Here is a 12,518-nt window from a genome sequence, read left to right as displayed (position 1 = left end):
ACCGATCTGTATCTCGATCCGTCCGGCGCGCTGGACAAGGCCGAGTATCTGTCGCGGCTGTCGGTCCTGGACGGACAGCTCGCCACGCTGGGGGCCAGGCTGACGGAACTGCGGGACGCGGACGCTCAGGTACAGGCCAGGGCGCGGCACGAGGCGCATGTTCATGCTCTGAGCGGTCAGTACCGGGGCGCGCTGGACGGGGCGGACGACACGCTGAGGCAGCGGCTGGCGCATGAGTTTGTGGAGCGAATCGTGGTGCAGGGGGACGGAAGCGTGGACGTGGCTTGGAAGGTGTAATTGCACTCCGCAGGGGCAGGGGTTCATGGCCCCGATCAGTTGAAAGCGCGCCGGATACTCCACCGTGGCCCGCGCCCGGCTGATGGTGACCGTGCCGTCTTCCAGCGGCTGGCGCAGGGTTTCCAACGCCTTGCGGCTGAATTCAGGGAATTCATCGAGAAAGAGGATGCCCCGGTGGGCCAGACTGACCTCGCCGGGACGCGGAATGCTGCCCCCGCCGATCAGTCCCGCGTCCGAAACGGTGTGATGGGGCGAACGGTAGGGCGCGCCCAGGCTCAGGCCGCCGCGCAGGTTCAGCGCGCCCGCCGCCGAGTGGATGCGCGTGACCTCCAGCGCCTCGGCGCGGGTCAGCGGCGGCAGCAGCCCCGGCGCGCGGCGGGCCAGCATGGTCTTGCCGCTGCCCGGCGAACCGACGAGCAACAGGTTGTGCCCCCCCGCCAGCGCGACTTCCAGCGCCCGCCGCGCCGCCGCCTGACCTTTCAGGTCTGCCAGGTCCAGGTGCAGTCCAGTGTCGTCCTCCGCCTCGGGCGCAGGCGTGGGTGGGATTTCGGCCCGTCCGCTGAGATGTGCCACGGCCTCCAGCAACGTCCGCGCGCCGTGGACGGTCAGGCCGTCGATCAAAGCGGCCTCGCGCGCATTGCCCTCGGGCAGCAGGGCGGGCAGGTTCAGCGAGGACGCCAGCAGCGCCAGATTGACCGCCCCGGCGATGGGCCGCAGGCTGCCGTCCAGCGCCAGTTCCCCCGCCGACAGCAGGCCGTCCAGCGCCCGCGCGGGCAGCAGGTCCTGGGCCGCCAGCACGCCCAGCGCGATGGGCAGGTCATACAGCGGTCCCTCCTTACGCAGGTCCGCCGGGGCCAGATTGACCGTGATGCGCGCCGCCGGAAAGGGCAGCCCGGCGTTGCGAATCGCCGCCCGCACCCGCTCGCGCGCCTCGCTGACCGCCTGATCGGGCAGGCCGACAACTGTAAAGGCAGGCAGACCGGGCGACACGTCCACCTCGACTTCAACTGGCACGGCGTCCACGCCGATCAATGCCACGCTGCGGGCGCGGGCCAGCATCAGGATTGCCCCGCGCAGAGTTGAGAGGACGACACGGCGGTCAGCGTAGCAGAAATGATCCCAGGCCCAAAAAAAGCCGCCCCGTGGGAGCGGCGAAGTCCGGCGAGAGCCGGCTCAGCTCTGGACAGTCTCTTTCTCTTTTTCCAGCCCTTTCTCTTTTTCCAGCCCTTTCTCTTTTTCCAGACTGACCGTCCCGGTCATGGGTTCGGCGGCAACCTCAGCGGCAGGTGTGGCGGCCTGCGGCGTCACAGTTTGCGGCGTCACGGCTTCCGGCATCACGGCGGCGGCGTTCACGGGCTGCGCCGATACAGCTTGCGCGGGCACCGAGGCGTGGATGGTCTGGGTGGGGGCCGCCTGCGCGCCCTTGTCGTTCAGGCCGACGTCCAGCTCGTCCTTGAGGCTCTGGGTGCTCTTGCGAAATTCGCGCAGGCCCGCGCCCAGGCTCTTGCCCAGCTCGGGCAGCTTGCGGGGGCCGAAGACCACCAGGGCGACGATCAGGATCACAATCAGTTCAGCGGGGCCGATGTTGGGCATGAGGCTCTCTCCTTGTGGGGCGCGTGAGGCAAAGCGGCGTCTTGACCCGCAGTGTAGCCCCGCGCGTGAACGGGCAGTTAGACCCGTGGGCACAGTCTGGATAGGATGGCAAGCTGGACAGGCTGAAGCCGCCTCAGACCGACGTGCCGCCTTCCCACGGTCTGCCCTCCACCCCGGCCACCGCCGCCGCCAGATCGTGGGCCACCGCCAGCCCCAGCGTGTCGGCGTGCGGGCCGCCCAGCAGCAGGTGAACGCCGTTCGCCAAGGTCTGGTGCAGGGGCAGCCCGTCCGCTCGCCCTCCCGGCAACGCCAGCCACGCGCCGGGAATGTCGCTGATGCTGCGGCCCAGTCCCAGCGCCTCCGTTCCCAGCGGCGGCAGGACGTCCATCAGGGCCACCAGGTCCTCCAGCGTCTCGCGGCGCAGGCCCGTGGGCACGCCGGTCAGGTGGCCGCCGGTGGGGGCGTAGCCGTGCGGATCGCGGTGGTGGATGGCCGGAATCAGCGTCCAGCCCCCGTTCTGCGGGCGCAGGGTCAGGCCACAGGCGCGCAGGGTGGGCGTGTCGTCGCCGCTGGGCACGTTCAGGCGCGGCGTCTGGCGGTAGGCGCGGGCGTGGGTGGTGTGAATGCCCAGATCGTGTTCCGCCGCGTGCGGGCCGCCTGCGCCCAGCGCCAGCACCAGCGTCCCGGCCCACAGACGATGCGTCTCGTGGACGACGATCTGGTGGGTGTTGGTCACGCTCAGGCGCTCGATGACCACCTGGCCGCCCGTGCCGTCTGGGGAGAGCGCGGCGTGGGCGCGGGCGTTGAGCATCAGGTCCGCGCCCGCCCGCACCGCCGTCTGTGCGGCGGCCAGCGCCAGCGCGCCGGGGCGGTAGGTGGCGGCCTCAGGGTCCACCCGCGCAAAGGGCAGGGCAGAGACATCCACCATCGCCCGCGCGTCCGGGTGGGGGGCCAGCGCTTCGGCGGCGGGCGTCCGGCCTGGCCCATCCTCTGCGAACAGCTCGGTCAGCGGGCGCGGCTGAAAGCTGATGTTCCCGAAGACGGATTTCAGTTGCTCACGGGTCCAGTGGGCCTGGGCGACGCGCTCCTCCGGCACCCCCCGAGTCGTCCACACACCGGGGGCCAGCAGGGTCGCGCCGTCCTCGTTGGGCAGTCCGCCCTCTTCGAGCAGCAGCAGGGAGAGGTGGGGGGCCAGTTGCCGCAGATAGGAGGCCAGGGCAGACCCCATACGGCCCGCGCCCAGTACCACCACGTCGTAATCCCGGGGTTGAAAGGGCTGACCGACATGCGCCCAGACCTGACCTGGGTTTGAAGGTGAAGCGGCAGTGTTCATGCCCGCCATGATGCCGCGCGCCGCCGCCTGCCGAGCGGAGGCTTCTCACGCCGCTGTGAGAAGGGCGCACATGCGGGATGTTTATACTCGGCCCCAACGATGTCCAACTCCTCCCCCTCTCTGCTGACCTCCCTGCTGGCTCCTGCGCTGACCTCTGCGTTGACCTGTGGGCCGACCTCTGGGCTGGCAGGGACGCGGGCGCGGCGTGGACGGCCCGTGCGGCTGGGCCTCGGCACCGCTCTGTGCCGTGCCGCTCTGTGCCGTGCCGCTCTGGGCTGTGCCGCGCTGCTCTGCGCCCCAGCCGCCTCTGCCCTGAACGTGCGCGTGCTGGTGGCCGCCGCCCCGCAGTTGACCGTGCGCGTGCCCGCCAGACCTGCTCCGGTGCAGGACGCCTTCGCGCCGCCGGGTCTGCTTACGCCCGCCCCGCCGCAGATGACCGCCTGGACGGTGGGCGTGGCCGCCGGGCAACTCACGTTGAACGGACAGGCAGCGGGCAACAGCACGCTGTATCTGCCGCCCAGCCCCGGCAGCGTGGTGGAAATCGCGGGCAGATCTTACCGGGGCGGCGTGCTGCTGCGCGTGCAAAGCGGCGGCGTGCAGGGCGTGAACGTGGTGGACGTGGAGGATTACCTGCGCGGAGTGGTCCCCGCCGAGATGCCCGCGTCGTGGCCCGCCGCCGCGCTGGCCGCCCAGGCCGTGATCGCGCGGACCTACGTGGCGGCGCGCATCAACCCGGCGGCCCCCTATGACACCTGCGCCACCGAGAGCTGCCAGGTCTACCCCGGCCTGCGCGCCGAGAAGACCGAAACAAACGCGGCCATCGACGCCACCCGCGCGCAGGTGATCGCCTACGCCGGGCAGCCGGCCAGCACCTATTTCAGCAGCGATTCCGGGGGCTTTACCGCCTCCAGCGCCGAGGTCTGGGGCAAGGAGTTGCCGTACCTGCGCGCACAGGCCGATCCGTTCTCGGCAGGCAGCCCGCGCGGCGACTGGCGCATTGAGGTGGCGGCAGCGCAGGTCCAGAAGGTGGCCGCCCGCTACGGCGCACGCGTCGGGGCGCTGCGTTCCGTGACGGTCACGCGCCAGAGTGCGTCGGGCAGGCCGCAGGAGATCACCCTGGGCGGCGACGGCGGCATGGCCCGGATCACGGGCGCGAATGCGGGCGGCTTCGTGCGCTCGCTGGGTGCGCCGGGCACGCGCGTGACCCTGAGTGGTCTCAGTCCACTGGTCATCAGCGGTAGCGGCGCAGGGCACGGCGTGGGCCTGTCGCAGTACGGCGCGCTGGGCCTGGCGCGGGCCGGGCAGGACCACCTGAACATCCTGGGCTTCTATTACCCCGGCACCAGCCTGAGCATGCTGGCTGACGGTCCGGGAACGGGCAGAGCGGCGCTGGCCGACGCATTCCCGCTACCCTCGGCGGCGCAAACCCTGGCACTGATTCCCAGCGTCAACAGGGCCGCCCAATGAGCTTTGGGAGCCGGATGGGGCTGGGCAGCATTGGCATGGAGAGACCGCGCCAGACCTCCAAAAAGAGGAAGGGAGGCCTGCGTACCCTGGCCCGCAACGCCGTCCTCACGGTGGGCCTGCTGGGGGCAGTGCTGGGCGGCGCGGACGCCCGCACGGTCAAGATCATCTCGGCGGACACGCTAGAACTGCGCCAGGTGGACGGGCAGGAACTGGTGATCATCAGCGGCGGCAACGTGGAGCTGCGGGTGGACGAGGACGTGGTGCGGGCCAGACGGGTGGAATACAACCGCACCCGGCGCACCCTGACGCTGGTGGGCGCGGCCAGTTACCGCAGCGCCAAGGACGGCCAGGACCTCAGCGGCGAGAATCTGGTGGTGGAGCTGGGCGATGAGCAGGTCACCGGGCAGGACGTGCTGATCAGCGACGCCGATCTGGAAATCCGCGGGCAGGAGGTGGAGCGCATTCCGGGGCAACTGCGCGCCACCGGCGGCTACTTCACCACCTGCGCCAAGTGCGGGCGCACCCCCAACGACTACGCCTTCCGCGCCGAGCGCCTGATTGTGTATCCCGGCGACCGGCTGGTGGCCTACCGCGCGCAACTGCTGCTGGCCGACGTACCGGTGCTGTTCCTGCCGGTGATCGTGATTCCGCTGAACGATCCCGAACGCCAGCCCCGGCTGCTGATCTCTCAGGATTCGGTGGACGGCTACACGGTGGAGGCCGATCTGCCGTTCTCGGTGGGCAGCAGCACGCTGGGCACCACGCTGCTGCGCTATTACCAGAACCGCAGCCCCAGCGTGGGCCTCGGCGTGGCGCTGCGCTCGTACGCGCCGCTGCCCTTCGTGGACCGGGTCAACCTGTACACGCTGGCCAACCCCAGACCCCTGAACGCGGACGGCACCACCAACCCCGGCTACGACATCGACATCAATTTCGGGGTAACGGGCCGCGTGCCGCTGTCGCTGGCCGTGCGCGATCTGGACTACCGCCTGAACGTGACGCGCCAGGACAGCAATCTTCACCAGACCAGCCCTGACCGCGGCGTGACCAGGGTGGACTTCGGGGCCAAGCTCGAATACCCGCTGTTCTCGTCGGAGTTCTCGTACCTGGGCCGTTTCGGACCGGAGCCGACGGAAGGCATTCCCTCGCCGTACCGCAAAACCGAGGTGGTGCTGGACCCCAAGCCCTACACCAACGGCACCTTCAGCGCCGACACGCGCCTGACGGCGGGTAAGTACAGCGCCCAGAGCAACCCGCTGTCGCCCAGCGCCACGGCGCAGGGCAAGAACATCAGCACCACACGCCTGGAAGAGCAACACGCCCTGGCCTACACCGCCCAGCCGTGGGGAGGTGCCGATCTGGCGCTGGGCAACACCTTCACCGGGCGCTACTACGGCACCGGGGCCAGGACGATGGACCTGAACGTCAGCGCCCAGCTTACCCAGCGTTTCAACACCACCAACACCGTGACCTTCGGCGTCGCCTACCTGCGGCGGGAGGGCACCAGTCCCTTCGCCTTCGACGCCCTGTCGGGCCGAATCCTGAGCGCGCCGCTGACACTGAACCTGAACACCGTGCCGGTCAAGGACGTGAGTTTCGGCATCTCGCTCAGGCGCGACCTGTTCCTGGCCCCGGACTTGCAGGCCCCCGCTGTCTTTACCGTGGCCGTCAATCGGCTGCCGCTGAATCTGAACGCGCAACTGGCCTACCAGCCGTTCACCAAGGAGCTGGAGAGCTTCTCGTACAACGCCACGGTGGGCGATCCCAATTCCGGCACGCTGACCCCGGTGGAGGCCCAGCCCGCCCGTGAGGCCACCGAATACGGTCCCGCCGTGCCTGCCCGGCCCGCCTACCTGCGCCGCAGCAGCGCGTGGCCCGCACCGGACCTGACGCTGACGGCCTCGGGCAGCTATACGCGGTTGAACGGCTACTCGCCCTTCACGCTGCGGGCCACCGTCACCGGGGCCACCCGTGCGGACTCGGTCAGCGCCTACGTCACGCACAACATTCAGTTGCCCCAGATCGACGAGGTGGGGGCTAGCATTAATGCCTCTGTGGCGCGCGACGCGGTGCTGAATCCCATCACCTTCTCGGCCAGCGAGACGCTGTATCCGCCCACCGGCAGAATCGCCGGCAACGCCAGCGTGACCTGGCGGGCGCGCTACAGGCTGTCCACCGCCCATGACCTGCTGCTGCGCCGCCCGGTGGACCCCGATCCGGCCCCCGGCAGCTCCCCGAGCAGCGGCAGCGTGACCTTCAGCGTGGGCACGGTGGGCGGCAGCGCCAACGACTGGCAACTGACCTACGGCGGTCCCTACGATCTGCTGCGCGGCGGCTTTACCCGCCCCACCGTGTCCGGCACCCTGAGCGTGACCCGTCCGGGGCAGCGGCTGGCGCTGGCCGCCACCGTGGCCACCCCCGGCCTGGACCAGTACCGCACCGAACTGACGCGGGCGGATCTGGACGCCAACGTGCAGTTCGGCAGCCGCGCGGCGCTGTCGGGCCGGGTGCAGTACTCGCGCAGCCGCAGCGGGATCTACCCCGACGACATGGCCACCGATTACCTGAGCGTCGATCCGTTGCGGGTCAGCCTGGGCATCGGCAGAAAGGACCAGCCGCCCGGCGCGTACCTCACCGCCAGCCTGCGCCAGACCTTTATCTGGGTGGACGGCGTGCGCCAGGACCCCAAACCGCTGTCGCCGGTGCTGGGCCTGACCATCGACCGCTGCTGCTGGGCCATCCAGGCCGAGGCCGATCTGGTGCAGCGCCGCTACCGCCTGTCGGTGGGCCTGCCCGGTCAGAGTCAGTACCCGCTGTTTGACCTGACCCCGGACGGGATCAAGGTGCCGCTGCTCAATCCCAGCACGCCGTGATCTCAGTACGCTGTAAGCGGCGCTGTCCAAAGGTCTAAAGGTCAAACCGTCCAACCGCTGGGACCAGTGCTTTTTTGACGGTTAGAGCATTGGTCCGAATGACAGCATCAGAAAAAAGGACAACTGAAAGCTTCCATTCTCACCTTCGGAGCTGTACCAGTCCCAGATATTCGGCAACATTCACTCACTTCGTTCGGCCAGAAGCGAACAACTCTTCCCACAAATGCTCCAGACCGCCTATCAAGGAGGCCCATGAAATCTCCATCCCACCTTTCCGCCCTGTTCCTGATCCCCGCCCTGCTGGTGGCCTGTACCGGCACCGAGGAGCCGCAGGTGGCCCTGCGCGTGGCCGTGCTCACCGATGGCGGCGGCACGCTGCGGACCGTGACCCCCAATGCCGACAGCAATTCCGCGCCGATCAGCGCCAACAAGAGCGAACCGGTGACCGACGGCGTGACCCTGAACTCGCTGCCTAGCGGTCAACGCCTGGCCCTGACCCTCAAGACCAGGATCGAGAGCCGCAATAACGATCTGGCCGACATCCAGCCGTTTGTCGCGCCGCCGTTCACGCCGGTCTGCCTGATCCAAACGGTCAGCAGCGCCGCGCGGGACCGCCTGCTGACCCTGAGCCAGTGCCAGGGCGGACCACAGCAACTGGCGCTGTACAACGCGGGCGGCACGCTGGTCTGGACCGTGCTGCTGCCCACCTTCCTGCCGCCCGCGCCGGGGGCCGACGTGCCGCCCGTACGGCTGGCCATCAGCGGCGACGTGGGTGTGGTGGCCCGCCCGCGCGTGGGCGGCGGCAGCGAGGTGTTGCGCGCCGCGCCGCAGAACGCGGGCGACGCAGTGGCCGTGGTCAGTTCCCCGCTGCCCACCCCGGCCATCCGCGATCTGGTGGCCTACAACGCCGACACTCTGGCCGCCACCGACAGCGGCGTGCAGAAGCTGTCTGCCACGGGCCTGCCCGACGGCGTGGCACTGACCGCCTTTGGCGCGCGGCGTTTTGACCGCCTGTGGAGCGGCAGCGCCGGAAGCCAGAACCTGCTGGCCGCCTGGCGCAGCGGCCAGGGCAACCAGCCGCTGCTGGCCTGGGACGGCACCGCCAGCAGAGCGGCGTCCACCGTCGCGCTGTTTGGTGACCTGCGCGACCTCACCCTGGCCCCCGACGGCAACCTGTACACCCTGACCGCCAGCACCCTGACCCGCTACAACGCCGCCCTGGGGCTGCAATCGGGCAACTTCGTGCCCCGCACCCTGCTGACCGGCCTCAGCGACGCCCGCGCGGTGATCTGGCTGGTGCCCCCACCGCCCGTCAACTGAGGCAGGATAAATACAGGCGCTACGCGCCGTCAAACCGTCTAACCGCAAAGAGCATCACGACTTTTTGCGGTTAGACGTTTTGACCTTAAAGACACGCGCACAGCGCCTAAGCCACTTCTTCCCGCTCCAGCCTGGCAAAGATCATGCGGCCCACGTTGGTCTGCACGTTGTTGACCACCTGCACGCGGGCCTGCTTGCCGCGCAGTTTCAGGCCGTCTTCCACCACCACCATCGTGCCGTCTTCCAGGTAGCCGACGCCCTGGCCCGCTTGCTGGCCGCCCTTGGTGATGGTCAAGGCCAGCAGGTCGCCCGCCTGAACCTGCGGTTTGAGGGCCACCGCCGCCTCGTTGACGCTCAGGACCGTGACGCCGTGTAGCCTGGCGATCTTGCCCAGGTTGCCGTCGTTGGTGACGATCTGGCCGCCGGTTTCGCGGGCCAGGCGGATCAGCTTGTCGTCCACGCTCTTGAGGGCCGCGTCGTCCCAGTCCTCGATGCGGATGGGATGCAGTTCTCGCAACTCCTCCAGCAGGCCCAGGCCGCGTTTGCCGCGCGTGCGTTTCTGCGCGTCGCCGCTGTCGGACAGGAACTGGAGTTCACGCAGGATAAAGCCCGGCACCACCAGCTCGCCGTCCAGAAACCCGGCGCGCACCAGTTCCAGAATCCGTCCGTCAATGATCACGTTGCTGTCCAGCAGCTTGCTTCCGCTGCGGCGGCGCACCTGCGGAACGACCAGCAGCCCGAAGGCCTCGGCGTGGCCCACCGCAAAACTCACGAAGAACACCGCCAGCACCACCGTCACCAGCAGGCTCCAGAACCAGTTGTAGAACGGCAGGCTCTGGAGCAGGCTGCTCAGCAGCACGCTCAGCAGCAGGGCCACGATCAACCCGAAGGTGGCGGCGGCCACGCTGCGCGGCGACAGCCCCGCGTACCAGCTCGCAAGGCGGGTCACGCTGCCGCCCAGCAGCTTCTCGGCGCGCGGCGCGAACAGCAGCGCGGTCAAGCCTCCCGCCAGCATCAGGCTGAGGGTATTGACCTGGCTGAGGTCCGTGGACTGCGCCGAGGCCAGCGCCTCTCCGGCCAGCCAGCCCAGCAGCAATCCCACCATGATGACAAACAGACGAACGGCCAGCACGCTTCCAGTGTAGCGGCTGGCAGTGCAGCGGCTGCCAGGGTGGCAAAGCGCAAGGAAAAAAGGCGCAAGGAAAAAAGGAAGCGGCGTCCGCAACCGACGGGCTGAGGCAAAGGCAGGCGCGCGAGGGCCTGACCCAGTTCGATGGTGCTGCCGCGCCGTCTGCCGCCTACTGCGCCGCCGGTTCCTTGACCACCTCTGCGCCCACGGGTCCCCCCTCCTCCACCCGGCGGATCACCGGGTTGAACAGTTGCGCCGCCGCCACAACCGCAAACAGCAGACCCGCGAATAGGGCAACGCTGCCCCCCGCGTAGCGCGCGGCCAACAGCCCGGCCAGTGCGGTGCTGAGGGGCGAGGTGAACTGCGCGATCAACCGCCGCACGCTGAACACCCGGCCCTGCATGGCGGGCGGCACCTGCGACTGCCAGATGCTCTGCGAGTGCGCGTTCATGGCCGGAAAGGTCAGGCCCATCACGAACAGCGCCGCACACGCCGCCAGCACCGTGGAGCTGAAGCCGAAGGCCGCCAGCGCCAGCCCGGCCACGATCATCGGCAGCAGCACGCCCAGCACCCGTTGCGATTTCAGCCCGCCCCAGACGCTGATCAAGATGCCGCCCAGCACGCCACCCACGCTCTGGGTGATGGTCAGGGTGGCCAGCGCGGCGGTCAGGGTGCTGCCCCGGCTTTGCCAGTCGGCGGCCAGCCCGAATTTGACGATCAGCGGCTCCAGCACGCCCAGACCGCTGCTGCACAGGTTGGCGACGGCGAAGGTCAGCAGCAGCGCCAGCAGCGGTTTACGGCTCCCGATAAACTTCCAGCCAAAGGCCATGTCCTCCCGGAACGAGCGCGGCTGGCTGCGGTCCGTCACCTCTGGCGGGGACGGGACATGCAGGCGCAAGAGGACCAGCGCCGCCACCACGAAGGTCAACCCGTCCACCGCGAAGGCGAAGGGCACGCCGTCGCGCAGGCCCGACAGCCAGCCCGGCAACGCCTCGGACTTTCGCAGCAGCGCGGGAACGCCGATCAGCAGGGCAGCCACCGCCGGACCCACCAGCCCGGCCAGGCTCCAGATGGTCTGCATCATGCCGTTGGCACGGGGCAGGCGGTCCCCCGGCACCAGCGTGGTGTAACTGGCGTCGAAGGCCGAACCGTGGAAGGTACCCACCAGTCCCATCAGGCCGGAGGTGAGGATCAGCGCCCACAGCGGCGCGGCGGGCAGCAGCAGCAGGCCCAGCATCCCGAAGGTCACCAGCGCGCCCAGCAGGTCCGCGCCCAGCATGATCCGGCGGCGGTCATGGCGGTCCGTCCAGGTTCCGGCCAGCGGCGCGCTGAGGGTGGCGGCCAGTCCCCAGGCCAGCGCCGTGGCCGACAGCGCCAGTGCCAGTTGCGGCTTCTGCTCGGCCAGCGGGTAGCGCGTGACCGTCAGGTAGATGTTGAAGGCGAAGCCCGCCACCGCCGATCCCAGCACGCTCAGCGCCTGCGAGCTCCACAGCCACACGAAGGTGCGCCAGCCGTCCGGCGCGGGTGGGACGGATTGAGAGGTCATCTGACTCTAATTTACGGCGCAGCAGAGGCCGGGGAGAATAGGCCATCTGGCGGGGGCCTCTCCCCCACCGTCAATGGGACAGAAGGTTCAGCGTCGCCGCAATGCGCTCAGAATGCCCGCAGCGATTTCCTCCACGCTGGTGCTGGTGGTGTCGCGCACCGGCAGGCCCACGCGCTGAAACAGGCGTTCGGCGCGGCGGACCTCGAATTCGCACTGTTCGGGGCTGGCGTAGCGACTGCCCGCCTTGCGCTGGGTTCGGATGGCGTGCAGGCGGCGCGGATCAATGGTCAGGCCGTACAGCTTGTCGCGGTGTTTCTCTAACGGCAGGGGCAGACTGTCGCGCTCGAAGTCGTCCTCGGCCAGCGGGTAATTGCTGGCGCGGACGCCGTGCTGCAACGCCAGAAACAGACTTGTGGGGGTCTTGCCCACCCGGCTGACGCCCACCAGAATCACGTCGGCCAGCCCGTACTGCTTGTCGCCCACGCCGTCGTCGGTGGCCAGGGCAAAATCCAGCGCCTCCATGCGGCCCAGATACGCGCCCGCGTCGTGCATGTCGTGGTAGCCGCCCACCGTACGCGCCGCCGTCTGTTCCAGCTCCACCTCCAGCTCATTGATGCCGGGAGTCAGCAGATCGAACAGGCGGGCGGGGGCGGCCTGCAACTCGGCCAGCACTTCGGGCTGGGTCACGGTGGTAAAGAGGATCGGGCGCCCGCCCGCCGCGCTCAGCACCGCCACCTCCTGCGCCACCGCCCGCGCCGCCGCCACGTCCGCCGTGAAGGGCCGGGGGATATAGCGCAGCGGTTGCCCCGGAAAATGCGCCAGCAGCGCGCGGGCGATGTTGTCGGCGGTCAGGCCGGTGTGGTCGCTGACGATCAGCACCGGGCGGGCAGGCGGCGGGGTGGAGGTCATGGCTTTAGGGTGACAGGTCGGCGGTGGGGGTGTCTCTGCCCCCGACACACC

The 12,518-nt window shown here is 69.3% G+C and carries 9 protein-coding genes; 3 read left to right on the top strand and 6 right to left on the bottom strand.

Annotated features, from left to right (window positions below):
- The 3 genes from Q322_RS0110755 to Q322_RS0110745 form a co-directional block, all read right to left on the bottom strand.
- On the bottom strand, window positions 1-1,356 hold a 1,356-nt coding region (locus Q322_RS0110755; protein ID WP_245593218.1), incomplete at its 3' end, for a YifB family Mg chelatase-like AAA ATPase.
- Window positions 1,357-1,470: 114 nt separating this feature from the next.
- A complete protein-coding gene (locus Q322_RS24790) occupies window positions 1,471-1,890 on the bottom strand; it encodes a Sec-independent protein translocase subunit TatA/TatB (RefSeq protein ID WP_084147935.1) in 420 nt (139 codons plus the stop codon).
- A gap of 133 nt (window positions 1,891-2,023) precedes the next feature.
- Window positions 2,024-3,232 (bottom strand): FAD-dependent oxidoreductase, encoded by a 1,209-nt coding sequence (locus Q322_RS0110745; protein ID WP_051668445.1) that lies wholly within the window; start codon window positions 3,230-3,232, stop codon window positions 2,024-2,026.
- Window positions 3,233-3,322: 90 nt separating this feature from the next.
- On the opposite strand from Q322_RS0110745, the gene Q322_RS0110740 reads away from it, so the two are divergent.
- The 3 genes from Q322_RS0110740 (at window position 3,323) to Q322_RS0110730 (ending at window position 8,883) form a co-directional block, all read left to right on the top strand.
- Window positions 3,323-4,690, top strand: coding sequence for a SpoIID/LytB domain-containing protein (locus Q322_RS0110740; protein WP_084147934.1), 1,368 nt, complete (start codon window positions 3,323-3,325; stop codon window positions 4,688-4,690).
- 35 nt (window positions 4,691-4,725) lie between these two features.
- The gene (locus Q322_RS0110735; RefSeq protein ID WP_029477917.1) at window positions 4,726-7,563 is read left to right on the top strand and encodes an LPS-assembly protein LptD; all 2,838 of its coding nucleotides are present in this window, start codon (window positions 4,726-4,728) and stop codon (window positions 7,561-7,563) included.
- A gap of 252 nt (window positions 7,564-7,815) precedes the next feature.
- Window positions 7,816-8,883 carry a hypothetical protein gene (locus Q322_RS0110730; RefSeq protein WP_034418306.1) on the top strand — a complete coding sequence of 356 codons (1,068 nt, stop codon included), beginning with the start codon at window positions 7,816-7,818 and terminating at the stop codon, window positions 8,881-8,883.
- Between the two features lie 106 nt (window positions 8,884-8,989).
- Here the strand turns inward: Q322_RS0110730 and Q322_RS0110725 are convergent, their stop codons facing one another.
- From Q322_RS0110725 to ppsR, 3 genes are all read right to left on the bottom strand, one after another.
- Window positions 8,990-10,015 carry a PIN/TRAM domain-containing protein gene (locus tag Q322_RS0110725; RefSeq protein WP_029477915.1) on the bottom strand — a complete coding sequence of 342 codons (1,026 nt, stop codon included), beginning with the start codon at window positions 10,013-10,015 and terminating at the stop codon, window positions 8,990-8,992.
- 166 nt (window positions 10,016-10,181) lie between these two features.
- Entirely contained in the window at window positions 10,182-11,558 is a 1,377-nt protein-coding gene (locus Q322_RS0110720; RefSeq protein WP_051668444.1) for an MFS transporter, read from the bottom strand.
- A gap of 87 nt (window positions 11,559-11,645) precedes the next feature.
- A complete protein-coding gene (gene ppsR, locus Q322_RS0110715; protein ID WP_029477913.1) occupies window positions 11,646-12,467 on the bottom strand; it encodes a pyruvate, phosphate dikinase/phosphoenolpyruvate synthase regulator in 822 nt (273 codons plus the stop codon).
- Window positions 12,468-12,518 lie beyond the last annotated feature (51 nt).

Source organism: Deinococcus frigens DSM 12807, from assembly GCF_000701425.1.
Classification (GTDB): Bacteria; Deinococcota; Deinococci; order Deinococcales; family Deinococcaceae; genus Deinococcus; species Deinococcus frigens.
The sequence above is the reverse complement of the archived record's forward strand: the minus strand, read 5'-3'. Positions and strand labels throughout refer to the sequence as shown.